Source organism: Archaeoglobus sp. UBA230 (assembly GCA_002507545.1).
Lineage (GTDB): Archaea > Halobacteriota > Archaeoglobi > Archaeoglobales > Archaeoglobaceae > Archaeoglobus.
Genome location: DAVR01000006.1, coordinates 19118 through 46067, shown reverse-complemented (window position 1 = coordinate 46067; position 26950 = coordinate 19118). Strand labels below are relative to the sequence as shown.

The following is a 26950-nucleotide window of genomic DNA, read 5'->3' as shown; positions in this document are numbered from 1 at the left end:
ATAGACCAGCTTTGCAGTTATGTAATCCTGCAGGGGGACTTTATAGTGAAAGACTATCATGTTCGAGATTTTTTCGCTGAGGTTTGGCAACGAGAACCACATGATTAAAGCCTTAGTTGGGTTGCTGATGCTTTGGTATTTTGATCGGAGGATGAATGTCGAAGTTTGGAGGGCTATGGATGTTATGCGTCATCAATCCGGCCGGGGCTATATTCTCTAAAAAGCAAAGTATAGATTGTTTCTCACAACCTCTTAACCATATACCCTCCCTTAAGTCTGTACCCAAGCCTTCTGTAGTACTCCCTCACACCTACGCCACTTATAACCGCAATTTTGTCGTATTCTTCCTTCGCAATCTCCTCAGCTTCCCTAAGCAAACTCTCCCCAAAACCCCTATGCTGAAAGGCGTTGCTGCTCTTACCCACTGGAACTGCCCTGCCATAAACATGAAGCTCTCTAATCAGAGCAGCATCCTTTAAAATATCTATAAAAGGCTCTTTCGGAAATCTGAGCCTTACAAATCCAACCAAAGCATCGTAATCAGGAATCTCATAGGATATGAAGTATTCACTACCTCCAGAAGCCCCGTATTCCCTCACCACAAGCTCAGCCTTTGAATATTCCTCAGGCTTCACACCTCTATGTCCCACCTCCCTGCACCTTATGCATCTGCATCCATAACCAAGCTCTTTAAGCCTTCTGCGGACGAGCTGCCTGACGTTTCCCTTGTCCAAACCAATGGCAGCTCTAACAGGAATATCGCGCTGGATTCTCTGCACTCTTACCCATTCAGGGAAGTACCGCTTTGCTCTCGCTACAAGTTCCACAACCTCTTCGGTGGTATAAGGCTGATACTCTCCACGCTTCCACATCTCGAAAAGCTCAGTACCTTCAACAACCAGCGTTGGGTAAATTTTAAGATAGTCAGGTTTGAAATCTTCCTTCTCAAATAGCTCTCTGAACATCCTGAGGTCTCTACTGAAATCAGACCCAGGAAGTCCGGGCATTATGTGATAACCCACCTTAAAAGCAGAATCTTTCAGAAGTTTCGTTGCCTCAACTGTATCTTCAACCCCATGACCCCTCCTTATCTTCTCCAGAACGTTGTCGTATATACTCTGCACCCCGAGCTCAACCTTCGTCCCTCCGAATCTCAGCATCTCACGAATGTGCTGCTCTCTTGCATAATCGGGGCGCGTTTCGAAGGTTATTCCCACGCATCTAACCTTTGCCCTTTCATTTTTCCTCTTTGCCATTTCAAGATTGCTCTCAGTCCTTGCACGACTGTTGAAGGCGTTGAGGGCATTGAAGATGTCGAGCATAAACTTCTCTTTATATTCTGCATCTCTCGCAGGAAAGGTTCCACCCATGACTATAATTTCAACCTTACTCACATCATGACCAATACTCTCAAGCTCCCTCAATCTTGCCGTAACCTGTCTGAAGGCATCATAATCATGCTGTCTCCCTCTCATCGCTGCTGGTTCAAGTCCAACATAGCTCTGAGGGGTGTTCCTCTCCACTCCTCCGGGACAGGGTAAGCATTTTCCATGTGGACATGGCGCAGGAGAGGTCATAACGGCGACAACAGCAACACCGCTGATGGTTCTAACGGGTTTAACTCTAAGAACTTCTCTGAGCTTTGTGTAGTACTTAGTCCCCCTCACAACCTTCAGAATCTCTGCATCTGATGGTATCGTAGAGAGTCCATGTCTTTTGGCAAATAACCTCTTAATCCTCAAAACATCCTCCTTACTTCTGGCGTTCTCTGCAATCTCTACTGCAAGTTGTTCTAACACCCTTAGGATTGGATGAGTGGTTTTATATCATTTGCTGAGATATGGGTGATTAGTCCCTAATCCTGTTTGGTTCTGAAAATCTTACGTTTTGATTCCATAATCTTTCCGAATAAGCAAAATAAAAAATCAATAGGCGTAAATCTTCCCGTAAGGTCTCTTCGTAACGGGTTTCAGCTTAAGAAACTTGCCGCTGAGTATCTCATCTTTATCAAATCCAAATTCCTTGCAGAAATCCCCAACATGTTTTTCGAGGAATTTCCAGTCCTCGTCATCCATGTCAACAATGCCCACCTCTTTTCCAAGCTGCCACTGTTCCACCTTACCACGTATGTACATTATCCCTCCATGCATTCCTGTACCGATGTATCTCGCCCTGTGAGGCTTATCACCAAGGTTTAAGCCCAGCAACACAACTCTTCCGCCTGCCATATACTCTCCAAAGAAATCCTGCGCCGTCCCGCCGATAACCAGCACAGGAACCTTATCCTTGTATTCCTTCATATGTATAGCAGTTCTGTAACCGACATCGTCCCTTATCAGTATCCTTCCACCCCTCATGGACATCGCCACAACATCGCCTGCCCTGCCATATACTATGATCTCCCCATCGTCCATCGTATTACCTACACCATCCTGAGCGTTCCCATAAACAACTATTTTGTGGCCTCCGAGGAAAGCTCCAAGATCGTTGCCGGGAAAACCGTGAACCTCAATCTCAAGCTTTTCCATGTTCGGAGCCCAGAGCCTTGTCCCGATATACCTTTGCCCTGTAATGTTCAGCAATTTAAATTTCCTCGCTCCAAGTTCGAATACGGCATACCTCATCAGGTCGTTGAGCTCTTTGTGCGTCAAACCTTTTGCATCTATTATTGCAAGCTTCCCATCAAGCTTCAGCCTGTCCCTAAGCTCCTCGACTTCCTTACAGAAGTCAAGGAAAAGATCACAGAAACCACCAATCGAGTACTTCATTCTCCCGCCCCCTTAATTCCAAGAACCTCAAGCTCCCAGTCTTCAAGTCCAACACCCCTCAAATGATCCCTGTTCCCCCTCAGGCTCTCTATGGCGTTTATACCCATTCCTCCGAGCATCTCCTTAATTTCATGACTCCACGCCCTGAGCAGATTTACGAGCTTCTTTGATGCTATCTCAGGATTTAGCCTCCTCGAGAGATATGGGTCTTGAGTGCATATGCCCCAGTTGCATATTCCTGTGTGGCATTTCTGGCAGAGCGTGCAGCCCATCGCCACCAGCGCTGGAGTTCCAATGTAAACTGCATCTGCTCCAAGGGCTATCGCCTTAACAACATCGGCACTGCACCTGAAGCCACCTGCAACAAGTATCGAAGCTTTGTTCCTTATCCCCTCATCCCTCAACCTTTGGTCAACAGATGCAAGTGCCAGCTCGATGGGGATGCCGACGTTATCCCTGATCATCTTGGGTGCTGCTCCCGTTCCTCCTCTCAGCCCATCAAGAGCAATTATGTCTGCCCCTGCCCTTACCATACCACTCGCAATCGCTGCAGCATTGTGAACAGCGGCTATTTTAACGCTGACAGGCTTCTCATAGTTTGTAGCTTCCTTAAGAGCATAAATTAGCATGCTGAGGTCTTCAATTGAGTAGATATCATGTTGAGGCGCAGGTGATAGCGCATCGGTTCCTTCGGGAATCATCCTTGTTACGGAGATAGGCATCGTAACTTTTTCTCCGGGCAGATGACCTCCAATTCCCGGCTTTGCACCCTGTCCTATCTTGATCTCAACAACCGCAGCCACGTTAAGGTATTCAGGGTCAACACCAAATCTACCGCTGGCACATTGCACTATCGCATTCTTGCCATACTTTCTCAGTTCCTTAGGCAGTCCACCTTCTCCAGTGTTGAAAAGCGTCCCAAACTCACTTGCTGCCATCGCAAGGCTCTTAAAGGCCTGATAGCTTATGGCTCCATAGGACATGGCCGAGAAAACGATGGGCGTTTCGATTTGCACGTTCGGATATAGCTCCGTTGTGATCTCAACATCTTCAAAATCCTCACCAAACTTGAACTCAAGTCTGTCCTGCTTCCTACCAAGGAATGTTCTCAGCTCCATTGGCTCTCTCAGTGGGTCAATAGAGGGGTTGGTAACCTGAGAAGCGTTAAGCACGATGTGATCCCAGTAAATCCTGTATGGCTTGTCGTTTCCACTTCCGGTAAGCAAAACTCCACCAGTCTCAGACTGTTTCTTCAAATCCTGAAGCCTCTCCCTCGTCCAGTTTGCGTTTGGCTTATAACTCCCCGGATGTGGCTTGACGATTAACGCGTTGGTTGGACACATGACTGCACATCTCTGGCATCCAACGCACTTCATCTCATCTTCCCTCATCATGTCCATCTCTTCGTCATACCAGTGAACGTTGAACCCGCACTGTCTCTCACAGACTCTGCAGCGTATGCAGCGATCCTGCCTTCTTTCGATTATGAACTCGGGAAGCATGTATGTGTGGAACTCTCCCTCCAGCATTCATTCCACCTCTGAAAGTTGCTTTGCAATCTCCTTCTCCCTGCTCCTCAATCTACCAATAACTGGCTCTCCGCCCATGGGGGTGTAAACCCTGTCCAATTCAGGACAGACTGCTCTAATTGCTGACTCTTCGGAAGAAACAAAAAGCATATCCCCCTTTTCTCCCGATGTTATTGGTCTTAGTCTGATCCTGTCTGTAATGCCGAACATCTCGCCATGCCTTGCAACAATTATCGTCCAAGGCCCGTTTATCAGCAACGGACCGTAGTTCATTCTCAAGGTGGTGTAGAACCTCTTCTTCTTTTCATCCATTATATCTACGATGTCCCACATCGGTGGGGCAAATATCTTGGAGACAATTTCAATCGGTAATCCCTGCTTTCTCATCAGCAGATCAACTGCGTAGGCCATGACTTCTGTATCGGTTAGGAGAGTGCAGTAGTAACCGAACATTTCAAGGTAACGCTTGTTCGTGCCGTATGATGAAATCTCGCCATTGTGCACCACAGTCCAGTCAAGAATGCAGAAGGGGTGCGCCCCTCCCCACCATCCGGGTGTGTTTGTAGGGAATCGAGAGTGAGCAGTCCACATGTAGCCCTTATATTCTTCAGCAAGCATGAAGTACTCAGCTATGTCCTCTGGAAAGCCGACTCCTTTGAAAACTCCCATGTTCTTTCCAGATGAGACGACATAAGCATTTTCTATTCCTGTATTTATTTCCATGACCTTCTTGACCACATAATCATCATCGCTCAGCTTCTTATCCTCCCCCTTCTTGTTCGGTGAGACAAAGTAACGCCAGAATAGCGGTGGATTGTAGACGTTGGCGTCTGGATTTACGGGAATTTCCTCAGCATAAACTACATCAAAGTTGGCATCTATAAACTCGTCAACTCTGTGCTTTGCTTCCATATCCCAGTTCTGAAACATCACGTGAAGGGCGTAGTAGTCCTCGTACTCAGGGTAAATTCCGTATGCGGCAAAACCTCCACCCAGCCCGTTACCTCTAACCTTCATGCTGGTCATCGCCTCTATGGCCATCTCTCCGCTGAATCTTCTTCCGCTACGGTCTATAACCCCAAAAAGACCGCATGCCTGATGATCCTTATCTGGAAGGACTACTCTCCTGCTTCTCCTCATATTTCTCTCACCACACCAAGCTTTACTTTCTCCTCCAGCAACTCCCACCTGATAGGTTCAGGAATGTCAATATAGCCAAAATCGTCTTTGAGCAGTTTATCTTTGAAGGGTGAAACGTCAATCTCTTCCTCCATAAGCCTTAGGAATATTCCAGCTCTTTCCATCTTCCCTGCGATAATGAAACCCGCAATCCTGCCATCCTTCAATGCAAACTTTCTGTAGCTATCGCCCTCTTGCTTGTAGATGACCTCAAACTCCTCGCTGTCATTCGGAACATTTAGACCGGCGTTTATTATGTAATAATCAAAAAAGTGCATCGCATTCATTGAAGTCGCAAGTGTGTATTCCCTTTCCTCTCCAAGCATGTTGAATCCAGCTATTCTACCACCAGTATAGGCTGTTGGCCACAGCGGCAGAACTCTGTTTGCTCCAAAAATGAAATCGTAAATCTCAGCACAGTCACCGCAGGCGTAGACGTCCTTTACAGACGTTTCCATTTTTCTGTTAACAACAATCCCCCTGTTAACCTTTATCGGCGTGTCCTTTACGATTTCGACATTTGGCACGACACCAACAGCTACAATCAGCATATCAGTTTCAAGCTCCCTGCCATCTCTCAGAACCACCTTCTCAACCCTCTCATCACCGACAACCTTAGCAATCGTGTTGTTAAGGATGATCTCAACTCCATGCTCCTCAAATTTCTTCTCCACCCTTCTTGAAGTTATCTCATCAACAACTGGAGCAAGAACCCTATCCGCGAGTTCTACTACCTTCACTTCAAGCCCCTTCTTCGCAAGAACTTCTGATGCCATAAGACCGATGATGCCTCCTCCAAGCACCACAACCCTTTTCGCATCCTTTATCGCCTTTTCAACTGCGAGAACATCATCCATCTTCAGGAAAGTAAAGACGTTGCTCTGCTCCGCTAATCCTTCCATCGGAGGGATGAAGGGCTTTCCCCCGGTTGCAATCAGCAGCTTGTCGTATTCAACACTCTCACCACTCTCGAGCAATACCTTTTTTGCCTCAACATCAATTCCAACGGCCTTCACTCCAAGCTTTGTGTCAACATTCATCTTTTCGTAGAAGTCTGGAGGGCGGTAGTACATCCTCTCAAAGTCTATCTTGCCATCCAAGTAGTAGGGAATCAGAGCTCTGGAATAGGCGTGATACTTCTCTGCCGAAATTACAAGCACGCTCGATTCCCTGTCCTTCTCCCTTATTGCCTCAACGCATCCTATTCCTCCTGCAGAGTTTCCGATAACCACAAAATCGTACCTCATACGAATTCCTCCGCCTCCACCACCACTTCAAGGGCGTTGTTGGGACACTTCATCACACAGTAGGGATAATCAAGTCCCTTGCACAGATCACATTTAAGCGGTTTCTTCGTCTCAAGGTTTATTCTAATCGCCCCATATGGACACGCCATAATACAGCTGTAGCAGGCAACACATTTGCTCTCATCGTGAAGCACTACTCCATCTTCATCCTTGTACATCGCTCCAGCAATGCAAGCTGCCACGCACTTCGGCTCTTCGCAATGCCTGCACTGCAAAGCAAAGGTTTCTGGCAAATCTTCCTCAACCAGTATCCTCGGCTGGGCTCTTGGTTGCTCATACATAAAAGCCTTGATAATATCCTTTGACCTTGAATGGGCGACAGTACACCATACCTCACACAAATGACAGCCCATACACACTTCCGGTTTTGTAATAACCCTTATCTTCGCCATTTTTTCCGCCTCCGGGTCTGCCTTTCGACCCCAAGTGTATTTAAATCTTACCTTTAAGATACATGAAGGTTTGTGTTATTTGTATGTGCTTGTATAAGAACGTATTACCACTGTCTACTACAATTACTGAAGATTCCTCAGATTATATGTGTTTATTTGAAGATTCTTAACCAAAATAGTGATAATGCAAAAAGATATATATCGGTCGTAAAATCCAGTGAAGAGGTGATTGAATGGAAGATGTCGAAAAGGCAAAGGCATTATTGAAGGAAAATGGGGTAAGACAGGTGCTCTGTGCCTTTACAGATGTACGTGGTTACCTTCAGATGTTCTCAATTCCGGCAAGAGAGTTTGTCGAAGGGGGCGCGTTTGAAACTGGCATCGGTTTTGACGGTTCATCTGTCAGAGGGTTCAGAACCATAGAAAGGAGTGACATGGTCTGGATGCCAGATGCATCAACAGCAAAGATCGTTCCATGGATTGACGACCCCATCCAGAAGTCAGCAATAATTTTTGGTGATGTCTACGAGGCGTGGGGATCGGAACAGGCCGATTGTGACCCCAGAGGTTACGTAGCAAAGAAAGTGGAAAATAAGCTCAAGGAAGACGGGATGAGTGCCGTTTTTGGTCCTGAAATTGAGTTTTTCCTTTTCGAGGGTGTTGATTTTACAAGACTGAACTGGGATATGTGGGTTTCCCCAAATGGGGGTGCTGGAGATAGCTGGGGACCGCCAAGAATAATGCCGCTCAGCACCGAACTCGAGAGTGGCTACATGATCAGACCAAAGGAAGGCTATTTCAGGGCACCGCCTGAGGATACAACCGTAGAATACAGAAATGAACTCGTTTACTACCTTGAGCAGCTTGGAGTTGAAGTCGAATACCACCACCATGAAGTTGCTACTGCCGGACAGGTTGAGCTGGACTTCAAACCAAAGACGCTTGTTGACGTTGGCGATGCCTTCTACCTTTACAAGTTCGCTGCTAAGAACATTGCTACTATGCACGGCTTGTATGCCACCTTCATGCCCAAACCCCTCTATTTGGATAACGCGAGCGGGATGCACACACATCAGAGCCTGTGGAAGGGTGAGCCTTTTAGTGGCGAAGCTCTGTTCGCCGATCCAGATGATGAATACATGCTGAGCCAGAAAGCTCGCTATTACATCGGAGGCTTGCTTGAGCATGCAAAAGCATTAACAGCTCTCTGTGCTCCAACCGTTAACAGCTACAAGCGCCTCGTTCCGGGATTTGAAGCCCCTATTTACATCTGCTGGAGCCCAAGAAACAGATCAGCCCTCGTTAGGGTGCCAATGTATGTTAAAAAGCCCTCCGCAATTAGAGTTGAGTATAGAGGAGTTGACCCAAGCTGCAACCCCTATCTTGCAATCACCGCCCAGCTTGCTGCGGGACTTGATGGTATAAAGAAGAAAATTGATCCCGGTGATCCGCTGCTTGAGGATGTATACGAGCTGACACCAGCTCAGAAGAGGGAACTTGGAGTTGGAGAGCTTCCAACTACCTTGAGGGACGCGATAGATCATCTGGCAAGTGATGAACTCATGCAGGAAGTTCTTGGCTCACACATCTTTGATGCCTTCATGGAGCTCAAAATTGACGAGTGGAACCAGTATTGTTTGTATATAACGCCATGGGAGTTCATGAAATATTTTGACATCTAAAATTTTTTCTCCGTATTTTTCTTTAGCTTAATATTGGAAAGTTAGGTATTTAAAACAGAATTTTGATGAAAAGCTGATGCTCGTAAAGTTCATCAAGTTTGCGAGGTCTGTTACCGGATTTGGCGTAAAGATCGCAGCAGCTGAGATGATATACCTGCTTTTACCTAAGAGGAATTGCAGAAAGTGCGGTTATAGAGGGTGCGCAGAGCTTGCCGTGGCTGTAGCGAGTGGGAGAGAAACTATTGGAGCTTGCAAGATGAGGAGATATGAGCATTTTCGAAAGTAACGCTGAAAGATACGACAGATGGTATGAGAAGAATAGGGAACTTTACGAGAAGGAACTTTCTGTAATTCCAAAGCCAGAAAGCCCATCACTCGAAATTGGAGTTGGAACTGGGAGATTTGCAGTTATAGGAATTGATGTTGGAGTTGACATCTCCTTGGCGATGCTGAGGATTGCAAAGGGGAGAGGTGTAGAATGTATCTGGGCTGATGCAGGGCATTTGCCCTTCAGAGATCATGTTTTCAAATCAGTTTATTTGATCTTCACACTCTGTTTCCTCAACGAGCCTGTCAAGGCTCTTTCTGAGGTGAAAAGGGTGCTGAGAGATGACGGATTTTTTGTTGCATGTGTAATCCCAAGAAACTCAGGATTAGGGGAGGAATATGCGGGCAAGGATAGCCCCTTCTACAGGGTGGCGAGGTTCTACACCGAGAATGAGGTTGCTGAGATGCTGAGGAACACCGGATTTGATATCACTGATGTAAGAAAAACCAGACTTAAGCACTCGGAAAATGACTTCGTTTGCTTCACTGCGAAACACAGAAATAACAGAGTCTGAGAGATACTTACATGAAATACAGATTCATAGACCACACCGCTGATATAGCCTTTGAAGTTTACGGTAGCAGCCTGGCAGAACTCCTTAAGAATGCTGGTCTTGCTTTTTATGATTCTTTTGTTGATTTGAGCAAAATTGATGGTTACAAAGAGGTTAAAATCGAGGTTGAGGGAGAAGACGAAGAGATTTTACTTTACAGATGGCTTAACGAGCTTCTTTATCTATTCGACACCCAGTTTTTCGCTGCAAAAGATGTTGAGGTCGAGGTTAGGGGAAATGACGTTAAAAAAGCCGCTGGAAAGCTGAAAGGAGGAAAGTTTACACCAGAAAACGTGAAGGTAGAGCCGAAGGCAATAACAATGCACAAGTTCAGAGTTGAGAAGACTCCTGAGGGTCTTAAGGCTTTTGTGGTCGTGGATATATGACTGGAGAAATCTATCTTCCGCTCCACCACGGAAAGGCTCCTTACTGGTTACTCACCAGAATGAAGAAGTTAGCATCCCCACTTGTTAAGCTCATCGTTCTGGAATACGGAGAGAAGGAGTTTTTGGAAAGAATCTCAAACCCGATATTCTTCCAGTCCATGTCAAATGTCCTCGGATTCGACTGGAATTCAAGCGGAGTTACCACGGTTCTCACGGGTGTGCTGAAATCGGTATTGAACAGCGACGAGTTCTCCATCAGGGTTGCTGGTGGGAAGGGGAGCAACGCTCTGAGAACCCCCGAAGAGATTAAAAAGTATTCAGAGGAAATTGGAGCGAAGGGTGAGAAGATAGTTCAGTTTAGCAGGTTTGCCGCAAAAGCAGACAATGCCGCACTGATTGATGGCTACAGCATTTACCACCACGCAGTGTTTTTCACACCAAAATACTTTACGGTAGTCCAGCAGGGCATGAATGAGAAGGATAGGATGGCGAGGAGGTATCACTGGGATGTCTATTCAACAACTCCTGAACTCGAAAATGTACATGAAGGGATTATAACCGAAAGAAGGGAAAAGGAGGTCGTGAACTTGGTCTCAGACTTGAGCAGAGAAGCAAGGAAGGTCTGTGTGGACATCGTGAGAGATGGGAGGTTCAAAAAAGATTACAGAAAGCTTATCTCAATCGTGAAGTGGAGAGGTGGCATAGGTGTGCCAAGAAGGATTGACTGGAAGGTTGTTGAGAAGGCCTACAATCTCCAGCCTGAAAGGTTTGAGGACATTCTTATGATAAAGGGATTTGGTAGAGAAACGATCAGAGCTCTCGCTTTGATTGCTGATGTAATCTACAACACAGAATACGACAAGATTGATCCGGCTAAATACTGCTTTGCCGTCGGTGGAAAAGATGGTGTCCCGTTTCCGGTGAAAAAAGACATCTACGACGAAGTTATCGAGTTCATGAGAGATGCTGTAAAACAGGCCGAACTGGGTGATTACGACAGGAAGAAGATGCTTGAGAGGCTGAGTAGGGTATGGATGTGATAGTTAGAAAGAGCGAAGTTGAGGGAGAGGCTGAGGTGCCACCTTCGAAGAGTTATACCCACCGAGCCCTTATTGCAGCCTCACTTTCCCCCTCCAGTAGAATATCCAATCCGTTGATCTCCGCCGATACCCTCGCAACGCTCAGTGGCTGTAGAAAAATTGGGGCTGAATTCGTGCGAAAAAATTCGACATGGTTTGTGAGGGGTGTTGACAGGATAACATCCTCTGGATACTTCAATTTTGAGAACTCTGGAACAACACTCAGGATTTTTGCTGGAATTCTTTCTCTGTCCACCTCTCCTGTATTCAGTGTGCTCGATGGCGATAGTTCACTGAGAAAGAGACCTAACAGAGAGCTTGCCCTTGCCCTCAAAAAACTCGGAGCAGAAGTTTATGGAGATGGGGAGTTCAGAGCACCGATCAGTGTGAGAGGTGTGTTGAAGGGTGGGGAAGTTGAGATGGAAGCTGCAAGTTCGCAGTTTGTTTCTTCTCTGCTCTTCTCTCTCCCAATGGCAAGATGGGACTCAACTCTGAGAGTTATAAGGGTAAAATCCCAACCCTACATCAACATAACCCTCGATGTTCTAAGGTCGAGTGGTATCAAGATTGAGAGAGAAGAAAGTGAATATCACATTTCGGGCGATCAGAAATTCAAGCTGAGAGAATACACAATTCCCGCAGACTTCTCGTCTGCAAGCTACCTCATTGCGGCGGGTTTGCTTGCCGGAAAGGTCAGACTCAAAAATGTGTTTGATTCAGAACAGGGAGATAAAAGAATAATAGACGTTTGCAGGGAAATGGGAGGAGATATCAAATGGGACAGAGAGAAGGGTACTGTTATAGCCAGAAAATCTGAGCTTGAGGGAATAGAGGTTGATGCTGCCGATATTCCTGATCTCGTGCCCACCATTTCTGTGCTGGCTGCGACAGCGAGGGGAGAGACGAGAATTTACAACGCTGAGCATCTCAGGATAAAGGAAATAGACAGGATTGACGGCATAGTCAAGAATCTAAAAGCCCTGAATGTTGAGGCTGAAGCAAAGGCTGATGGAATTACAGTGAAAGGTAGAGAAGGTGAGTTTAGGGGGATCGTGAACTCATTCGGAGATCACAGAATGGCCCTCGCCTTCTCACTACTCGGCCTTCTTGGAGAGGTTAGATGTTTAAAGGCAGAAGTGGTATCGGTCTCGTTCCCCGGATTCTTTGACACGCTAAAATCTCTTGGCGCAGACATTATTAAGCTCTGACGTAATATTCTCCCTCCCTCCTTACCCTTCCATCCCTAACAAGCTTCTCAAGATGTTTGAGAATCATGTTTTTCTCAAAGAAATCGAGTATTTCCCCAAAATAGGGCTTTTTACCGTAAATTGGAGAAATTTCAACGAGTTCGTCAATCGTTCTTGGCTCCCCAAGCAGTTCAAGTATACGTCCCTCCCTCTCATCGAATTTTTCCATGAATTTTACTATGCCCTCAACTGCCTCTTCCCTGCTAAAAACGGGTTTTGAATGGGCTGACACAAAAATCTCAAAATCCAGATCGAGCAGTTTTTCGATTTCCTTTTTGAAAACATACGGGTCAGATTCTGGATTTCCATACCACGGGCCGAAGGAAGTTAGATCAACATCAGAGCCGAAAAGCACCTTTTGCTCTACGAGAAAGACGTGATGATCGGCAGAATGGCCAAGAACTGGAATCGCTTCAATTTCAGGATTTTCATAAACAGTCCCTGCCTCATACCCCTCATACTCAAAAGATTTCATGCCAAATACCTTTACAAAATTTGTCCAGATTTCAGAAAGATGCTCACCCACAAACCTCTTTGCCAAGCTTTCAAGATCAGTTTTAAGCTTATCAGGACCAAAAACTTTCTTTTTCTGGAAGAGCCATGCTCCGCTCGCGTGGTCGGGATGGGTGTGGGAGAGTAGCAGCACATCTACCTTCTCCCTCACATTTTCCAAAATTTCTATCCCTGCCCCAGAATCTATCAACACATTGCCAACTTTAAGTACATTGCAGTAGGGGAACTTTCCTCTGTTCAGCCCCTCTATCAATTTGATGCCATTACATATTTCCATCAACTCTCGACGGCTTTCAACACTAAAATTTTTTTTCTAATGCTATTCCTCCAACTTTCAATTTGATCTCCGTTCTCATAACTCCTATTTACAACTAACAAACTAACATTATGAGCTGAGAAAAAATTCTCGAGGATAAATGAGAAAAATTAAACTGAAATCCGTCTTTTTTAATTAAAACGTTTAGTTTAAAAGTAAAGGAAAACATCTGAGTAGTAAGATGATAAATTATAACCATTACAATTATTAGGAATTTATAGCAAATTATAAATACAAATTGATGTCAAGGTGTAACATGCTACAGGTTGATCTTCTCTGGGTGTATGCGATTGGAGCGATGTTTGCAACTGCAGCAGGGAAACAATTGAAAAAACTCGACTCACCCTTTGGAAACATCTACTTCGCATCACTACTGTTCTATCTGTCTGCAATCTTCGTACCAGAAGCCATATGGCTTTTGTGGAGCTTCCCACACTGGGAGACCATGCATGTATGGTCGAGTTTGGATGAAATTCCCACTGCCTACGTAACTCTCTTCATGGCTGGAGATATTTTACTGGCAGTTCTTGGTTACTGGGTTGCCGCTAAACTTATCCTGAGTGAAAGAGAATATGCAGCACATTTGCAGTGGTTTGCAGGCTATTTTGCCTTCTTCTTCGTCCTGATATACGGCTGGGATGGGACGGGGTGGCAGAGGTTCACATGGGATCCAACAGTTACCGGCTCTCTGTGGGAGCCGGGTAAAACGATGGGCATAAGTTTTGCAACGAGTAACGTTGCTCTGACCCTCTACGCAATGGCAATACCGACAATTCTGCCAATGCTTGTGGGAAGTTACAGATGGCTCAGAGAAGGGAACTTAGTTGTCGGCATTGACGACAGGAGGGCATCTTCACTTGCTCTGAGGGGAACTGGAGTTTACGTCGTTGGAGTTCTTGTATCACTGATACTTGCAGGACTTGCATCCGCTGCAGCAATCTACACGTCAAATCTGATTGGCTCCATAGGGTCTATTTTGGGAATTGCCGTAGTCCTCCTTCTGGCATATCTCGTTGCGTTCAGAGAGGGAGGGGTCGTCCACAATATAATTCTGAGGACTTTCACTCCAAGACAAACATAACTCTTAAATAGTAATTTTTTATACACTTTTAGTGCTGGTGATATTATGTTCGAGAACGTCATAGCAGACATGCTGGGAGTTAATGGTGTCAAAGGAGTTTATATTATAGACAACGAGGGTGCACTGATCGAATCTGAATCAATGTCGTCTGACGAGGATGAGGTTTACGCTGCCCTCATTGCGGATGTGTATAACAAGGCATCAGAAGTTCTTAACAAATTATCGGCTGATGATGTTGAGCTTGTTATGATTGATGGTAAAAAGGACAGAATTATTGCTTCAAGAGCTGGTGAGCTCATCTTTGGGGTTGTTGCCGATCACAAAACAAACTATGGACTTTTGAAGATTGAACTCAGAAAAGCGGTGGAAAAAATATCCGCGATGGTGTAAGAGATGCTGATTCCAAAAGGTGATGCAATAGAACTCGGAAAGAGGGGGTCTTTCAGGGATGTCATAAGAGAACTATCAGATTCAAGATTTTCTGGATATGTTGAAGTATCATACAAGATAACCGAGCTTTCTAAAGGAAAGGTGCTGTTTAACAACGGCAAGGTTGTGGCAGCGGGAATTCAGAGGGTTATAAGCAAGAAGGAAGTCGTAGGAAGTGATGCCCTTAGAGAACTCCTGACCTTGGAAAGCTGTGTCGTTGACGTTTATGCCTTGACAGAAGAGAACGTTGCAAAGGCAATGGAATGGAATAAAAAAGCTGTCGTCGAGGAGCTTCCTGAAGAAGAGAGCAGGGTCAGTGGAGGTTTAACGGAGGAAGTAATAACCACACCCGATGAGAGAGAGGCTATTCTGAAAAAGTATGGTATTAGGGTGCCCACCCAAGAGGAGATTGACCAGCTTATAATAAACGCACTTGAGGGAGGCTATGAGATAATAGAGTCAACAGCAGAAACTCCCGTAGGTAGTTTTGAGTCGCTGAAACAAGCACTTGAAGAGACTGCAGAGCTTTACCTTGGGAAGCTTTCAAAGAAGGTTAACGAGGTTATCGAATCCTGTTCATCAACGGAAGAGCTCGTTGACAGATTTCCTGAAATAACGAGCAAGGCAAAGTCCCTGGTTGTGTTTGTGTCGCGTAAAAAAATAGATGATATGCTCGCAGAGATGGAAAGAATTATTAGCGAGTATATTTAATCTTCAGTCTCAAGTCTTTTTTCGACGATTTCGACGTACTCTCTCAGCTCTTTATTCATCTTGAGAATTTCAAGGACTTCCCTGTAATTACTGTCATCTATGTCGTCATAGCCAAGAGACTCCATCGCCTTATTCAAAAAAATTTTGGCAATAGGGCCTACTTCCCTCTTCAGCTCGTCGAGCAATTTTTTGTAAGTTATCATTTGAGTGCCTCCTCAAGGCTCTCCATGGCCACTTTAAGACTTCTTCTCAGCCTCTCAATACTGTTTGCGAGTATTCCAACCTCATCATCTCTCTCTCGGAAGGGCACTTCAGCGTCAAGATCACCTTCACTAATCCTGTCCGCAACTTTACTAATTTCAGTTATTGGTCCGGCTATTCTTGAGGTTGTGAATATAGCAAGAATGGCAACGAAGACTACAGCCACAGAGGCTGCTATACCGAGATTGTAGTAGACTTGTTGACTTGCAGCCTCAATGTTCTTGTCAATCTCACTCGCTATATTCTCAGATGGATTTGCAGGATTCTGAGTTAAATACTGGAAGTATCCGTCGAGGTATGCGGAAGTTCCGACCACAATCCACTGCTTACTTTTCAAGACAGGGTCGTAAATCTTTACTGTAGTCGGATAGTGGCAGAGATACTTCAAGACCAATTCGTCTGTTCCTGGCTCCTTCCAGTGATAGTAGCCACATACTGGCTGGGGTGATTCAGGATTTTCCGTAATCTTTATCAGGAGATTGTAAAGTTCTGGGAGTGTTTTGTTCCACTTAAGGTGATACGCAACGTCGAGACCCCAGTATTGCTTTGGCACAACTGGATGGGCAAGAAGAACGGCTCTGTGCTCACCTTCAACAACTCCTCCAACTCCAACCCATGTGTATTCCTTTGCACCCCACTGCTGCAGCGCTATTTTCAGAAATTCCGGATCATTGATAAGGTCTCTTGTTGTGAGTGTCCTGTTTTCTTTCTCGGCTTCTTTCATCTTAAGCTGAACATAGGTCTGCACTTGCAGTGCAAGGTCCTGAGCTTTCATCCTGACTGCCTCTTCGCCAGCCTTTGTTAGATACTCCTGACTGACATTAACAACACCACTCCTCGCCTCCTCCCCAAACTGCGTTATACCGATATACGTAAGCTGAGCGAGAATTCCCAGCGGAACTAAGCTGGCCAGTATAACTATCAACAGAATTTTCAGCGTAACTCTCATATTTTACTCACCTCCACTATATCATTAACCTTCGCTCCAATTTTCTCCCTTACCCAAGTTGGGACAACAATAAAGCCCTCTTTTGAGTAGGATTTTACCTTCAGGTTCACACTTCCGTCCTTTTTAACAGAGACGTAATCCCCTTCCTTTGCGCCAACTATCTTCATCAAATCTTCACTGAGAAATGCGATATCGCTGCCATCATAATCGTATTTCTGGGCAAAGTTCAGGTCAATCCCTACTTTTGCGGTTACCACTCCAGAAATCACTTCAATTGTTCTTTCTGCAGATGTTTCTGCTTCTTTGACCGTTTCAGTAATCTCTGAAATCTCCTTTTTCATCTTGGCTATTTTCTCGTTCCTATCTTTGACTGCTATCTGCATATCACCAGACTTCTTTCTAAGATACTTTCCGATCTCAATCACCATCTGCTCCGGACTCAATTTCATGAACTCCTCAAGAATCTCTTCGGGAATAATACCCCTGTAAACATCCCTTATTTCATAAGACCTCAATTTTCTCTCGAGTTCGTTGATTTCCTCCTGAAGCTTCTTGATGACCGCATCTTTCTCTTCGAGTAATTTTTGACATTCTTCGTCCATCTTAACACCCCTCTTTATTATCCTCATAGTAATTATAGCTCAAATCAGGCATACCCCTAAAAATAAGTTTTTAAAGTTTACTGGTTATAAAATACATGAAGATTAAATATAATAATTTATAGACAAATAGAGGTTGTAGAATCATCAATGACCCCCAGAGAGCTTGAAAAGTTATTATACAATTAGATATGCCAGAACTACTACAACCACAGTCCCCAAAATATCTGTTATTGTCGTAGTCAGAGGGATCCCACCGTTATCAGGATCAACACCCTTTTTATACAACCATACCGAAAGAACGGTTGAAAATACGAGGACTAATGCTGCAAGAGAAAGATATGCAATTAAGAAGTAAACAAAAGTTGATACGAGGGGTAGACTGGCGTTGGCAAGATGTGTGGAAGCCAGCAGAGAAAAGAGATAAATGATTGGAGCTATTACGAGGGTTGTGGGCAAAATGTAAAATATGTCCACCAAACTCTTTTTCGAACCAATATACTCCACTTCTCCGAGATGTAGTTTTGTTGAAGTTCTTGCAACCATTATGCTGCCATAATTACCAATGCTTCCGATTATCGCAGGATATGCGAAGCTCAACAACATTGCCTGATGAATTACACCGCTGAATTCCTGCAAAATATTTCCAGTAACGCTCTGAATGAGGGCGAGGAGGGAGATGATCACTACAGTCTCCTTGTAGGCTTTCCTATCATATCCACCTCTAACAGACAAATACACCGAGATGACGAGGAAAGAAACGAGTAGAATCGTGATTGCCCAGAAGCCCTTTATGCTTTCAAACAGGAAGATAAAGAGAACAATTGAAGGAATTGACACGAGGTCTGCAAATGTTGTAATCGCAGGCCCTACGATGTTATCAGGGTCAATACCCTTCCTAAAGCTATATATTACAATCAATGCCGTCATAAATCCGAGAATAGCTGAAATCATGACACTCGAATCAACAATAATCTGGGTGGTGGTCAAAAAGCTGCCCAAATCAAAAAATTTTACCCCGGCGATAACCAGCAATATCAGAGCAGGGATTGTTGCAGCCCAAACACTGAAGAAAATATTTTTTGAGATGTGTTCATCCTTCATGGAAGGCTGAGATGAACCCAGATAGAGAGAAGTGGAGATTCTCGAACCGAGAGACCCGAATACGTTTCCCCTCAACCCCATTAAGCCGGGAATAACAATTAAAATCATAGGATAACTCAGCATAAGTTTTTCAAAGCTCATTCCAAGGAATACACCAGCAATTAAGTCGAAAATTAGGCTTAGAACCATAGGTATAAGCACAATCCTGAATGCCAAGGTTAACGTTAGCTCTCTCTCAGGTTGCAAACAGGCACCCCAAAAATAAAAGAGATTTCAAGTATATTTCAGTTTTGTTAAATTATTTTTTCCTTGATCATTAATTCTGCATTCAGTATGCTTGCCCCTGCCGCTCCTCTGACGGTGTTGTGACCCATTACAATATATTTCACGCTGTTGTCTCCATCCTTCCTTATCCTGCCGACCGTGATACTCATGCCCCCTCCTGCATCTCTATCAAGCCTCGGCTGTGGTCTATCGGGCTCTTCTCGAACGATTATCACCTTCTCTGGAGATGTAGGCAGATCAAGTGGTTCAAAAGATTCAAATGCTCTCTTAACTTCATCAATATCCACGCTTCTGTTAAATTCGACCCAAACAGCCTCTGTATGACCATCAATAACTGGAACTCTATGACAGGATGCGGAGACTTTGATATTGGCAAATTTTACTCTTTCACCGTCAAATCTACCCAAAAGCTTCAGTGGCTCCTCCTCTACCTTCTCTTCCTCGCCCTTGATGAAGGGAATTACGTTGTCTGTGATGGCAAGCGATGGGACACCCGGGTAACCTGCACCGCTCAGGGCTTGCATTGACGCAACTCTAACATTCTGCAGACCCAAGTCCATGAGTGGTTTGAGTGAAAGGACGAGAACAATCGCGGTGCAGTTCGGATTCGTTACAATGAAGCCATCCCAGCCCCTCTTCCTCTTCTGCACCTCAATTAAACCGAGATGGTCGGGATTTACTTCCGGTATTACCAGAGGGACGTCTTCAGCCATCCTGTAGGCAGATGCATTGCTTGCAACCACAAACCCAGCTTCAGCAAACTTTGGCTCGACCTCCCTTGCAATGCCTGAGGGGAGGGCTGAGAAAACAATGTCCGCGTCAACATACTTAGGGTCCATGGGAACCATCTCAACATCTCTGGCGATCTCAGGGATGTCACGTGAGACAACCCAGTCAACCTCTTCTCCATACTTCTTTCCAATCCTTCTCTCTGATGCTGCCAAGCTGGTTAATTTAAACCAAGGATGTCCGTCGAGAAGCTGAATGAACTTCTGTCCAACCATTCCGGTAGCTCCGAGTACTCCGACACTGTATCGCATGCTTGAAGAACTGGCAACAATTTAAAAAATTTAGTGGTGCAACTCCCTTTCTTCAGCACCGTTCAGTGCAAGCAAAACATTCGCTCTCAGTGTCATCTCAAAATACATCTTGTCCGGCTCCAGAATTACAAATTTCTTGGGAATTGGGATCAGGAGCGTGTCGTCACATCGGTAGCAGTGTTTTCCGTTAGAATCAACGAATATCTTTACCGTCTCCGGTTTCCCGCGCTTCACACAGACATAAATCGCCTTATCCTTATTCTTCCTGACAAGATCCATGATTTCATCAATTGTATAGGAGTTTATGAGGTTTTTAACTATACTATCTGCAATTTTCGAATTGGTGTCGAGATCAACCTCTGCATCCATCTGGTAATTTCGTAGTCATCAGGTAAAAATAAATCTTCTGGTTGGTGATCATCGTTTCGAAATTCTAAGAAAGTTTTCGAGAATTTTTAATCCGGTTTTGCCACTTTTCTCTGGATGAAACTGAAATCCGATATAGTTACCTCTCTCAACTCCTGAAACAAAGTCAATCCCATAGTCTGTTTTCGTCAAAACAAACTCATCATCCGTTTCCATGTAGTAAGAGTGGACAAAGTAAACATAAGCGCCATCCTTGATACCATCGAGTATCTCGCTCTCTTTCTCGATTTTAAGAGTGTTCCAACCCATATGTGGGACTTTTCCAACCCAGTCAGGGAACTTCACAACTCTACCCGGAATGTAGTTCAGCCCTTTAAACAAACCACCTTCAGTGCTCTCAGTAGCAAACAACTGCATCCCAAGGCAAATTCCCAAAATCGGAACTGTCAGGTTATCAATTATGTCTCTAAGAGTGTTGAGTCTTTCGATTGCAGTTTTAAATGCTCCAACTCCCGGAAATATAACCGCTGATGCTTCCATGATGGTTTTGGGGTCTTCTGTAACAACGACTTCTCCACCGACATACTCAATTGCCTTTGCTATGCTCTTCAGGTTGCCCACGCCGTAGTTTACTATTGCAATCATCTTGCCTGCATGCTCAGAAAGGATTAATAAGATTATGGCTTGAATCAGAGAGCGATGAAGATCAACAACAGGATACATGTTATTGAAGGGCCAAAGAAGGGGAGATACCCTTACAGCAACAGTGTCCTCATTGGGAAATCCCTTATTATAGACACCGGAGCGGGAGACGTGCTAAAGGATTTGAAGGTCGAGTGGGTGATAAACTCCCACTGGCACGAAGATCACATAGCTCTGAATAAAATCGGAAAAAGAGTTGCAGCTCATGTGCTCGATGCAGAAGCCATTGAGAGCTACGAAGAATTCAGGGAGAGGTATGGAATTGGAGATTTGGTTAATCTCTTCATAAACTTCGAGTTCGGGAGAGTGAACAGGACCTTTGAAGATGGAGAAGAGTTCGAGATTGATGGTGTCACAATTGAGGTTCTGCACACACCTGGACATTCAGCCGGGCACTGCTGCTTTATAATAGATGAGAAGGCAATTTTTCTCGCCGATGTTGATCTAACCTCCTTTGGTCCATGGTATGGGTGCAGAGACTGTCATGTTGGTGATTTTGTGAGGTCTATTGAGAAAATAATGAAGGTCGTTCAGGAGCGAGATATTTCTATTGCTATCCCTTCACACGGCGATGTTGTTTTTAGTGAAGAGAATATAATCGGAAAGCTGGATGGATATCTCAAAGTGATTTACGAGAGAGACAAAAAAATCAGAGAGCTAATTTCAGCTGGAGAAGAGCCCGTGGGCAAAGGCGTGATATACAGGAGAATTCCAGAGCCAAAGGATATCTTTCTGAACTTTGAAAAAATTATGGTTGAAAAGCACCTCACCACTTTTCAATATGAATCCTCTCCTCCCTGAATCTGTCTGCAGCCTCGTAAAATTCCCTCTCGGATTTCGGGTAGCCCAGTGATACGACGCTAAAGACAACTATTTCATCGGGAATTTGCAGGATTTTCCTCAGCTGTGCCATTCTCTCTTCTCTCGGATAAACACCAAGCCACACAGAGCCTATTCCGAGACACCTTGCCGCTATCAGAATGTTCTCGGTTGCAGCACTACAATCCTGAACCCACATTTCGTAAGGATACTTCGATAGTTTCGGATCGGCACAAACAACAATTGCTGCACCGGCGTTTGGTAGCATCTGGCCAAAGGTAAAAGCTTCACTCATCTTCTTAAGCTTCTCTCTGTCCTTCACGACTATAAAGTGCCACGGCTGTTCATTACCAGCAGATGGTGCTTGCATTGCAGCTTTTAAAATCTTTTTTATCTCCTCTTCTCCAATTTCCCTGTCAGAATAAGTTCTAACACTCCTCCTCGTGTATACCACTTCAAGGCAGTCTTCCATGACCTAACTCCTCCTCAAATTTAAAATACTTTCACAAATAAATAGCCCTATGGCTTGGACAGGCCCGTATTCAAAATCGGGTAAATCCGCTCTTGTGGCTGAAGGGCCTTGGAGCTACGCAATGGATGCGATCGCAGCCCATGTAATCTGCGACAGAAATTTGCTCGAATCGGTAATGCCAGATGAATTTATACCGAGTGGAGACGCTTACATTTACTTCGCCGAGATAGTGTCGTCAAGTCCTCATTTCCCAGAACTGAACTACGAGGCTCCCGGACTGGTTCAGTACAAAGAGCTTGCCTTCTTCGTTAAGGTGGAGTTTAAAGGTAAGAACTACGCCTACTGCCCTTTCATGTATGTTGATAACGACGTGTCCCTTGTAAGGGGCTACGTTGCAGGGTTTCCGAAAAAGCTGGCGGTTATAAACATAACGAGGAAACATCCGATGCTGGAGATGGAGAGGCTGGGCGGGACAGCTATGAGAGGCGGCTACAAGCTGGCGAAGTTGATCGTTAAACCTGAGAGAGAGGCCAAATCCAATCCTCTCGATGGCTTTGGAAAATGGCTGCTTTACAGGATTTCAAAACCCATGGGTGTTGACGAGTTTGTTGAGATTGTGCCTGAGGTGAAATATAGCGTGTTGGAGGAGGGTATGGCAGAGATAGAAATCGGTGGAGGTATAAACGACGAGCTTGACGCATTCAGAGTCAAAGAAGTGGTGTCAGGAATTTACTTCTCCGCGTTGCTAAGGGTGGCTGAAATTCGAAAGCTGTGATTGGATACACACTGAATACACTTCTACCTTCGTCAATAAGGTCAAGCGATTGCAGTAGTGATCCTTCACAACTTCGGCAATGGTTCTACCCCTCGAAGAAAAAGCTAATTGTTTTACTTTTATTCTTTTCAGGACAGGTGAACTAAACTCAAAAGCTTTTTTAATTTTTTAAACTTTAGTATTTTACGATGTCTGCCAAAAGACACATCCACACGACAATCAAACACGAGCTTTACCAAAAAATAGTTGATCTCTCACAAAAAAGAGGAGAAAGACTGAACGAAGTAATTGAGAAGGCAATTGAACGGTATTTTCAGAATTCTGCCGAACTTAAGAAGTTGAATGAAATTGATAAATTGAGAATAGAAGTATTTGAGGTCATGGATGTTTGTATTATAAGTAAAGAGCAACTTCGGGCAATTTTTGAAAACGGTCCAGACTCGGCAATTAAAAACAATGCAAACGAGATTGCGGTTGAGTGGGTCGCTTCAAAACCCTTAGATAAACTAACTCTGAAGGAGGCTATTGAAGCCATTGAAAAAATATGGCTCGTTTGTGATAGGATAAGGAAACTGGAAACTATAGAACACGAAGATGGGAGTATTTCCCTGTTTTTCTTTTCGAAAATGGCGAGTTCCAAAATAGATGAGATATGGGGTAAACAACTCAAGTATTTTTTCGAAAAAAATTTTGATGTGAGTGTATCACTTGAGCTAAGGTCTCAGGGGTTTGTCCTGAGACTCACAAAGTAGCTTTGTTCATGATCTGTTCAAAATGTGTCATAAATAATTAATATTTGTTCATGATCAAATGAAGTTCATGACATATAAAAACATAGAAGTGGAGGCAGATGACAGAGTGTATATAATACGCATTAATCGTCCTGAGGTTCTCAACTGCATTGACCCCGAGACGAATGCCGAGCTTGCTGATGCTTGGATTAAATTCAGAGAAGACGACGATTTATGGGCTGCAATAATCACCGGCACTGGCAGAGCTTTCTGCACAGGAGCCGACCTAAAAGCCTGGCATAAGTATATACTGGAGCAGAAGGTGAGCTTCCCTCGGAAAAACGCATTCTACGGTCCGGGTTTTGGAGGGTTGACGAGAGGTATGGAGATTTTTAAGCCAATAATTGCAGCCATAAACGGTCTGTGCTATGCTGGTGGTCTCGAAATCGCTCTGGCAGCGGATATAAGAATATGCTCGGAAGATGCGAGGTTTGGAGTGCTTAACAGAAGATGGAACGTGGGACTGGGTGATGGTGGAACTCAGAGGTTGTGGAGAGTAGTTGGGCTTGGCAGAGCGATGGAATTAATTCTGACGGGAAAAGAGATTGATGCCGGAGAGGCCTACAGGATTGGACTTGTGAATGAGGTAGTTCCTGCTAATAGAGTCTTAGAGAGAGCAAAGGAAATTGCAAAGAAAATCTGTTCCTTCCCTCAGGGTTCTGTAAGGACGGACAAGGAGGCACTGATCAGAGGTATTGGGCGGCCGATCGAAGAGGGTGTGAGAATTGAAAATCTCCTCTTCTGGAATCTGCTGCTCAACAGAGACTTCTTTGAGGGGCCTGCAGCTTTTAGGGATAAAAGAAAGCCAGAGTTTACGAATGAGGGTGAAAGGCTGATGGATGTTTTGAGCCCGGATTTGGTGAGGAGGTGGTTGAATGAGTGAGAAAGTCGTGACACTCGAAGAAGCAATCAGAGAAGTTAAAAACGGGGATATAGTCGCATTTGGCGGTGTGCTTGACTCAAGGTTTCCAATGGCTGCAATTTACGAGATTATGAGACAACAGAAGAAGAACCTGATTACACTTGCAATACTTTCACTTCACGATCCGGCTGTTGGTGCTGGTTGCATACGGGGATTTATTGGATGTTACAACTACCTTGGGGCGTTTGGTAAAGCTCCGTGCATTGAAAGAGAGTGCAACAAGGGAAATTTGATTATCGAAGACCTCGGACACAACGATTCTCTGCTGATTTTCATGGCTGCCGCCTTTGGTCTGAATTTTGTTGCCTCAAATTACACAAAAGGTTCAGACATACTTAATCCCAAGTATTCCAAAATCGAAAAGATTAGGGAACTTGCAAGAAACAAAGAAAAAATCCCAAAGAAAAAATACATACTTATGAAAGACCCTTTTACGGAAAATGGTGAGGAAAGGGTGTTACTGCCAGCAATAAAACCAGATGTGGCAATTTTGCATGTTCAGCAAGTTGGGACAGAAGGGACATGCAGAATATTTGGTGTTGAAGGAGTTGATCAGTTTGCAGCTTTGGCTGCTGATAAAGTAATCGTAATAGCTGAGGAGATAGTTCCCGAAGAGTATCTCAGAGAGGACCCGAACAGAAATTTAATACCCAACATCCATGTGGATAAAATTGTAGAGTTGCCGTGGGGAGCTCACCCAACTGTTGTCTCCCATTACTACGATCTGGATATGGAGTTCATAATGAACTACGTTAAGGAGGCACAGACCGAGGATGGCTTTCAGAGGTGGGCTGAGGAGTGGGTTTATAGCATAGAAAATCACCATGAATACGTCAAAAAATTGGGTATTGAGAGGCTAATGAAACTCAGAGCAGTCAAGGGCTTAGGATTCAGACCCAGAACGTGGTTGAAGGGGTGGTGAAAATGGAGTACTCGCAACTTGAGGCTGCCGTGATATTTGCGGCTCGTGAGTTGTCAAAGCACGATGGTAAAAACCTCATCGCAGGCATAGGGTTACCAGTTCTGGTAACAAAACTCGCGAAGGAACTCTACGCACCCAACATTAAAATAAACATCGAGAGCGGTTCTTTTGACGTTTTAATTCCGGAAATACCCGTTTCCCTCTTCGGTCCCAGAATAAGCTACCGATGTTCTGCACAACTCAGCAACCTTCACTCCCTCGCCGGAACAGGGAGGGGGGATTACGAAATTGGTTTCATTGGCGGGGCACAGGTTGACAAGTATGGGAACGTAAATTCGACAGTAATTGGAAACTATCTGGGAAAGCACAAGAGGATCGCTGGAAGTGGAGGTGCGGTTGACATTGGATGCTTCACGAACACGATCATAATTGTTGCCCACCATCCTAAAAAGCTCGTTGAATTTGTGGATTACATCACAACACCGGGATGGAAGGTAAAAAAGCCGTTCTCCGACGAACTCGTTGACAGAGAAGAGCTGGGTCTTCCCGGCGGCCCAATGATGATTGTTACAAATCTGTGTATAATGAAATTCGACGATAAAACTAAGGAAGCGTATGTGGAAACGATTTATCCGGGAGTGAAAGAAGAGGAAATCGTAAAGATGACCGGATTTGACGTGGATGTCTCAAGAGCAAAAGTAGGCGAAGAGGTTACCAAAGAGGAACTTGAAACTCTTAGAAAGATAGATATCCTTAACATATATCGGACGAGGTGAGGTTTTTGGCCCACTGGAATCGAGAAGAGATGATTGAGAAGGAGTTCATCTTCGAGTTCCCATACAAAGAGGGGCTTAAAAAAGTGAGAAAATTGCTCAAGACTGACTACGACCCCACTGTGTTGTGGGTGTGGAGTACGATGCAAGCCAGGGCGGTTATTGAGATTCTCAAGTCCTGCGAGAGAGAATTTGGAGAGGAGGGTCAGAGGGTTGTTTATGAAGCACTGAAGAGAGTTGGAAGGGAGGTTGTCGAACAAATGATCTCGAAGACCAAGTTTGAAGGTCTGAATGAGATGGAAGCAGTGAGCTTCTTCGCGACGCTCGTAAACACGATCGCCTATGCATCCGTAGAGAAGCCATGGGTCGAAGGTGATGAAGTGATGGGATTTGACATCATTTGGTGCCCTCATCAAGACGTATACTCGGCTTTTGATTGCAGAGTACAGAGATACTTCGTCCAAGGAATGCTTGAGGCACTGAGAGAAAAATACGAAAAAGAGACTGGAAGAGAGCTGACATTTCAGGTAAAGTTTGAAAAGACGATTCCGGCAGGAGATGATGTTTGCAGATTCGTCATTTGGAAAGCAGAAAAGGAAGATATTGATGAGTGGGAGAGGTACACAGAATTACTGAACAGACGAGCCCTTGAACTTGCAAGAAAATAATT

The 26950-nt window shown here is 44.7% G+C and carries 31 protein-coding genes; 16 read left to right on the top strand and 15 right to left on the bottom strand.

The annotated features are described in order from the left end of the window. Nucleotides 1–242: 242 nt before the first annotated feature. The 6 genes from BP688_RS02150 to BP688_RS02125 all read right to left on the bottom strand — a co-directional run bounded on the left by BP688_RS02150 (nt 243) and on the right by BP688_RS02125 (nt 7175). A complete protein-coding gene (locus BP688_RS02150; RefSeq protein ID WP_290597821.1) occupies nt 243–1799 on the bottom strand; it encodes a tRNA uridine(34) 5-carboxymethylaminomethyl modification radical SAM/GNAT enzyme Elp3 in 1557 nt (518 codons plus the stop codon). A 126-nt stretch (nt 1800–1925) separates the two neighbouring features. Then, nucleotides 1926–2768, bottom strand: coding sequence for a GltB/FmdC/FwdC-like GXGXG domain-containing protein (locus tag BP688_RS02145; RefSeq protein WP_290597820.1), 843 nt, complete (start codon nt 2766–2768; stop codon nt 1926–1928). Next, on the bottom strand, nt 2765–4297 hold the full coding sequence (locus BP688_RS02140) for a glutamate synthase-related protein (protein WP_290597819.1): 1533 nt from the start codon (nt 4295–4297) through the stop codon (nt 2765–2767). The genes BP688_RS02145 and BP688_RS02140 overlap by 4 nt, the downstream gene beginning before the upstream one ends. Beyond that, nucleotides 4298–5437 (bottom strand): class II glutamine amidotransferase, encoded by a 1140-nt coding sequence (locus BP688_RS02135; RefSeq protein WP_290597818.1) that lies wholly within the window; start codon nt 5435–5437, stop codon nt 4298–4300. Beyond that, nucleotides 5434–6723, bottom strand: a complete 1290-nt coding sequence (locus BP688_RS02130) for an NAD(P)/FAD-dependent oxidoreductase (protein ID WP_290597817.1) — start codon at nt 6721–6723, stop codon at nt 5434–5436. Before BP688_RS02130 ends, BP688_RS02135 begins: the two co-directional genes overlap by 4 nt. Beyond that, nucleotides 6720–7175: a 4Fe-4S dicluster domain-containing protein gene (locus BP688_RS02125; protein WP_290597816.1), complete on the bottom strand. Its 456-nt coding sequence runs from the start codon at nt 7173–7175 to the stop codon at nt 6720–6722. The genes BP688_RS02130 and BP688_RS02125 overlap by 4 nt, the downstream gene beginning before the upstream one ends. A gap of 233 nt (nt 7176–7408) precedes the next feature. Here BP688_RS02125 and glnA point away from each other — a divergent pair, with 233 nt between their 5' ends. From glnA to aroA, 6 genes are all read left to right on the top strand, one after another. Next, a complete protein-coding gene (gene glnA, locus BP688_RS02120; protein WP_290597815.1) occupies nt 7409–8857 on the top strand; it encodes a type I glutamate--ammonia ligase in 1449 nt (482 codons plus the stop codon). Between the two features lie 76 nt (nt 8858–8933). Next, nucleotides 8934–9143, top strand: coding sequence for a (Fe-S)-binding protein (locus BP688_RS02115; protein ID WP_290597814.1), 210 nt, complete (start codon nt 8934–8936; stop codon nt 9141–9143). Continuing rightward, entirely contained in the window at nt 9124–9699 is a 576-nt protein-coding gene (locus tag BP688_RS02110; protein ID WP_290597813.1) for a class I SAM-dependent methyltransferase, read from the top strand. The genes BP688_RS02115 and BP688_RS02110 overlap by 20 nt, the downstream gene beginning before the upstream one ends. Nucleotides 9700–9710: 11 nt before the next feature. After that, complete coding sequence (locus tag BP688_RS02105) at nt 9711–10124, top strand: archease (protein WP_290597812.1); 414 nt, start codon at nt 9711–9713, stop codon at nt 10122–10124. Next, nucleotides 10121–11164, top strand: a complete 1044-nt coding sequence (locus BP688_RS02100) for a DUF763 domain-containing protein (protein ID WP_290597811.1) — start codon at nt 10121–10123, stop codon at nt 11162–11164. The genes BP688_RS02105 and BP688_RS02100 overlap by 4 nt, the downstream gene beginning before the upstream one ends. After that, on the top strand, nt 11155–12411 hold the full coding sequence (gene aroA / locus BP688_RS02095) for a 3-phosphoshikimate 1-carboxyvinyltransferase (RefSeq protein ID WP_290597810.1): 1257 nt from the start codon (nt 11155–11157) through the stop codon (nt 12409–12411). The genes BP688_RS02100 and aroA overlap by 10 nt, the downstream gene beginning before the upstream one ends. Here aroA and BP688_RS02090 read toward each other — a convergent pair. Further along, nucleotides 12401–13240: an MBL fold metallo-hydrolase gene (locus tag BP688_RS02090; protein ID WP_290597809.1), complete on the bottom strand. Its 840-nt coding sequence runs from the start codon at nt 13238–13240 to the stop codon at nt 12401–12403. The genes aroA and BP688_RS02090 overlap by 11 nt on opposite strands. Nucleotides 13241–13535: 295 nt before the next feature. Between BP688_RS02090 and BP688_RS02085 the strand changes: the two genes are divergently transcribed. Genes BP688_RS02085 through BP688_RS02075 form a run of 3 tightly spaced genes read left to right on the top strand, consistent with a single transcriptional unit; the run spans nt 13536 to nt 15500 of the window. Further along, nucleotides 13536–14360 carry a hypothetical protein gene (locus BP688_RS02085; protein WP_290623686.1) on the top strand — a complete coding sequence of 275 codons (825 nt, stop codon included), beginning with the start codon at nt 13536–13538 and terminating at the stop codon, nt 14358–14360. A 45-nt stretch (nt 14361–14405) separates the two neighbouring features. Continuing rightward, a complete protein-coding gene (locus tag BP688_RS02080) occupies nt 14406–14750 on the top strand; it encodes a roadblock/LC7 domain-containing protein (RefSeq protein WP_290597808.1) in 345 nt (114 codons plus the stop codon). Between the two features lie 3 nt (nt 14751–14753). Further along, nucleotides 14754–15500 (top strand): DUF2226 domain-containing protein, encoded by a 747-nt coding sequence (locus BP688_RS02075; protein WP_290597807.1) that lies wholly within the window; start codon nt 14754–14756, stop codon nt 15498–15500. Here the strand turns inward: BP688_RS02075 and BP688_RS02070 are convergent. From BP688_RS02070 to hisH, 7 genes are all read right to left on the bottom strand, one after another. Further along, nucleotides 15497–15703 (bottom strand): hypothetical protein, encoded by a 207-nt coding sequence (locus BP688_RS02070; RefSeq protein ID WP_290597806.1) that lies wholly within the window; start codon nt 15701–15703, stop codon nt 15497–15499. The genes BP688_RS02075 and BP688_RS02070 overlap by 4 nt on opposite strands. After that, a complete protein-coding gene (locus BP688_RS02065) occupies nt 15700–16710 on the bottom strand; it encodes a HAMP domain-containing protein (RefSeq protein WP_290597805.1) in 1011 nt (336 codons plus the stop codon). Before BP688_RS02065 ends, BP688_RS02070 begins: the two co-directional genes overlap by 4 nt. Further along, nucleotides 16707–17312: a hypothetical protein gene (locus tag BP688_RS02060; protein WP_290597804.1), complete on the bottom strand. Its 606-nt coding sequence runs from the start codon at nt 17310–17312 to the stop codon at nt 16707–16709. The genes BP688_RS02065 and BP688_RS02060 overlap by 4 nt, the downstream gene beginning before the upstream one ends. A 174-nt stretch (nt 17313–17486) precedes the next feature. After that, nucleotides 17487–18659, bottom strand: a complete 1173-nt coding sequence (locus BP688_RS02055; RefSeq protein WP_290597803.1) for a magnesium transporter — start codon at nt 18657–18659, stop codon at nt 17487–17489. A 47-nt stretch (nt 18660–18706) separates the two neighbouring features. Continuing rightward, entirely contained in the window at nt 18707–19738 is a 1032-nt protein-coding gene (asd, locus tag BP688_RS02050; protein WP_290597802.1) for an aspartate-semialdehyde dehydrogenase, read from the bottom strand. A 30-nt stretch (nt 19739–19768) separates the two neighbouring features. Then, nucleotides 19769–20107 carry a hypothetical protein gene (locus tag BP688_RS02045; protein ID WP_290597801.1) on the bottom strand — a complete coding sequence of 113 codons (339 nt, stop codon included), beginning with the start codon at nt 20105–20107 and terminating at the stop codon, nt 19769–19771. 48 nt (nt 20108–20155) lie between these two features. Then, entirely contained in the window at nt 20156–20749 is a 594-nt protein-coding gene (gene hisH / locus BP688_RS02040; protein WP_290597800.1) for an imidazole glycerol phosphate synthase subunit HisH, read from the bottom strand. Between the two features lie 54 nt (nt 20750–20803). Here hisH and BP688_RS02035 point away from each other — a divergent pair, with 54 nt between their 5' ends. Next, nucleotides 20804–21607: an MBL fold metallo-hydrolase gene (locus BP688_RS02035; protein ID WP_290597799.1), complete on the top strand. Its 804-nt coding sequence runs from the start codon at nt 20804–20806 to the stop codon at nt 21605–21607. On the opposite strand, the gene BP688_RS02030 is transcribed toward BP688_RS02035, so the two are convergent. Continuing rightward, entirely contained in the window at nt 21573–22097 is a 525-nt protein-coding gene (locus BP688_RS02030) for a nitroreductase family protein (protein ID WP_290597798.1), read from the bottom strand. The genes BP688_RS02035 and BP688_RS02030 overlap by 35 nt on opposite strands. A gap of 49 nt (nt 22098–22146) precedes the next feature. Here BP688_RS02030 and BP688_RS02025 point away from each other — a divergent pair, with 49 nt between their 5' ends. The 6 genes from BP688_RS02025 (at nt 22147) to BP688_RS02000 (ending at nt 26948) form a co-directional block, all read left to right on the top strand. Next, nucleotides 22147–22872, top strand: coding sequence for an acetoacetate decarboxylase family protein (locus BP688_RS02025; RefSeq protein WP_290597797.1), 726 nt, complete (start codon nt 22147–22149; stop codon nt 22870–22872). Nucleotides 22873–23060: 188 nt separating this feature from the next. After that, nucleotides 23061–23624 (top strand): hypothetical protein, encoded by a 564-nt coding sequence (locus BP688_RS02020; RefSeq protein WP_290597796.1) that lies wholly within the window; start codon nt 23061–23063, stop codon nt 23622–23624. A 67-nt stretch (nt 23625–23691) separates the two neighbouring features. Continuing rightward, nucleotides 23692–24546 carry an enoyl-CoA hydratase/isomerase family protein gene (locus tag BP688_RS02015; RefSeq protein WP_290597795.1) on the top strand — a complete coding sequence of 285 codons (855 nt, stop codon included), beginning with the start codon at nt 23692–23694 and terminating at the stop codon, nt 24544–24546. Further along, nucleotides 24539–25507, top strand: coding sequence for a CoA transferase subunit A (locus BP688_RS02010; protein ID WP_290597794.1), 969 nt, complete (start codon nt 24539–24541; stop codon nt 25505–25507). The genes BP688_RS02015 and BP688_RS02010 overlap by 8 nt, the downstream gene beginning before the upstream one ends. 2 nt (nt 25508–25509) lie before the next feature. Beyond that, the gene (locus BP688_RS02005) at nt 25510–26283 is read left to right on the top strand and encodes a CoA-transferase subunit beta (protein ID WP_290597793.1); all 774 of its coding nucleotides are present in this window, start codon (nt 25510–25512) and stop codon (nt 26281–26283) included. Further along, nucleotides 26280–26948 carry an L-2-amino-thiazoline-4-carboxylic acid hydrolase gene (locus BP688_RS02000; protein WP_290624488.1) on the top strand — a complete coding sequence of 223 codons (669 nt, stop codon included), beginning with the start codon at nt 26280–26282 and terminating at the stop codon, nt 26946–26948. The genes BP688_RS02005 and BP688_RS02000 overlap by 4 nt, the downstream gene beginning before the upstream one ends. The last annotated feature ends 2 nt before the right edge of the window (nt 26949–26950 follow it).

What these genes read in the sequence shown, in the direction of transcription:
- BP688_RS02145 (WP_290597820.1), bottom strand. Translation starts at nt 2,768, where the DNA reads ATGAAGTACTCGATTGGTGGTTTCTGTGATCTTTTCCTTGACTTCTGT.
- BP688_RS02140 (WP_290597819.1), bottom strand. Translation starts at nt 4,297, where the DNA reads ATGCTGGAGGGAGAGTTCCACACATACATGCTTCCCGAGTTCATAATC.
- BP688_RS02135 (WP_290597818.1), bottom strand. Translation starts at nt 5,437, where the DNA reads ATGAGGAGAAGCAGGAGAGTAGTCCTTCCAGATAAGGATCATCAGGCA.
- BP688_RS02130 (WP_290597817.1), bottom strand. Translation starts at nt 6,723, where the DNA reads ATGAGGTACGATTTTGTGGTTATCGGAAACTCTGCAGGAGGAATAGGA.
- BP688_RS02125 (WP_290597816.1), bottom strand. Translation starts at nt 7,175, where the DNA reads ATGGCGAAGATAAGGGTTATTACAAAACCGGAAGTGTGTATGGGCTGT.
- glnA (WP_290597815.1), top strand. Translation starts at nt 7,409, where the DNA reads ATGGAAGATGTCGAAAAGGCAAAGGCATTATTGAAGGAAAATGGGGTA.
- BP688_RS02115 (WP_290597814.1), top strand. Translation starts at nt 8,934, where the DNA reads ATGCTCGTAAAGTTCATCAAGTTTGCGAGGTCTGTTACCGGATTTGGC.
- BP688_RS02110 (WP_290597813.1), top strand. Translation starts at nt 9,124, where the DNA reads ATGAGCATTTTCGAAAGTAACGCTGAAAGATACGACAGATGGTATGAG.
- BP688_RS02105 (WP_290597812.1), top strand. Translation starts at nt 9,711, where the DNA reads ATGAAATACAGATTCATAGACCACACCGCTGATATAGCCTTTGAAGTT.
- BP688_RS02100 (WP_290597811.1), top strand. Translation starts at nt 10,121, where the DNA reads ATGACTGGAGAAATCTATCTTCCGCTCCACCACGGAAAGGCTCCTTAC.
- aroA (WP_290597810.1), top strand. Translation starts at nt 11,155, where the DNA reads ATGGATGTGATAGTTAGAAAGAGCGAAGTTGAGGGAGAGGCTGAGGTG.
- BP688_RS02090 (WP_290597809.1), bottom strand. Translation starts at nt 13,240, where the DNA reads ATGGAAATATGTAATGGCATCAAATTGATAGAGGGGCTGAACAGAGGA.
- BP688_RS02085 (WP_290623686.1), top strand. Translation starts at nt 13,536, where the DNA reads ATGCTACAGGTTGATCTTCTCTGGGTGTATGCGATTGGAGCGATGTTT.
- BP688_RS02080 (WP_290597808.1), top strand. Translation starts at nt 14,406, where the DNA reads ATGTTCGAGAACGTCATAGCAGACATGCTGGGAGTTAATGGTGTCAAA.
- BP688_RS02075 (WP_290597807.1), top strand. Translation starts at nt 14,754, where the DNA reads ATGCTGATTCCAAAAGGTGATGCAATAGAACTCGGAAAGAGGGGGTCT.
- BP688_RS02070 (WP_290597806.1), bottom strand. Translation starts at nt 15,703, where the DNA reads ATGATAACTTACAAAAAATTGCTCGACGAGCTGAAGAGGGAAGTAGGC.
- BP688_RS02065 (WP_290597805.1), bottom strand. Translation starts at nt 16,710, where the DNA reads ATGAGAGTTACGCTGAAAATTCTGTTGATAGTTATACTGGCCAGCTTA.
- BP688_RS02060 (WP_290597804.1), bottom strand. Translation starts at nt 17,312, where the DNA reads ATGGACGAAGAATGTCAAAAATTACTCGAAGAGAAAGATGCGGTCATC.
- asd (WP_290597802.1), bottom strand. Translation starts at nt 19,738, where the DNA reads ATGCGATACAGTGTCGGAGTACTCGGAGCTACCGGAATGGTTGGACAG.
- BP688_RS02045 (WP_290597801.1), bottom strand. Translation starts at nt 20,107, where the DNA reads ATGGATGCAGAGGTTGATCTCGACACCAATTCGAAAATTGCAGATAGT.
- hisH (WP_290597800.1), bottom strand. Translation starts at nt 20,749, where the DNA reads ATGATTGCAATAGTAAACTACGGCGTGGGCAACCTGAAGAGCATAGCA.
- BP688_RS02035 (WP_290597799.1), top strand. Translation starts at nt 20,804, where the DNA reads ATGAAGATCAACAACAGGATACATGTTATTGAAGGGCCAAAGAAGGGG.
- BP688_RS02030 (WP_290597798.1), bottom strand. Translation starts at nt 22,097, where the DNA reads ATGGAAGACTGCCTTGAAGTGGTATACACGAGGAGGAGTGTTAGAACT.
- BP688_RS02025 (WP_290597797.1), top strand. Translation starts at nt 22,147, where the DNA reads ATGGCTTGGACAGGCCCGTATTCAAAATCGGGTAAATCCGCTCTTGTG.
- BP688_RS02020 (WP_290597796.1), top strand. Translation starts at nt 23,061, where the DNA reads ATGTCTGCCAAAAGACACATCCACACGACAATCAAACACGAGCTTTAC.
- BP688_RS02015 (WP_290597795.1), top strand. Translation starts at nt 23,692, where the DNA reads ATGACATATAAAAACATAGAAGTGGAGGCAGATGACAGAGTGTATATA.
- BP688_RS02010 (WP_290597794.1), top strand. Translation starts at nt 24,539, where the DNA reads ATGAGTGAGAAAGTCGTGACACTCGAAGAAGCAATCAGAGAAGTTAAA.
- BP688_RS02005 (WP_290597793.1), top strand. Translation starts at nt 25,510, where the DNA reads ATGGAGTACTCGCAACTTGAGGCTGCCGTGATATTTGCGGCTCGTGAG.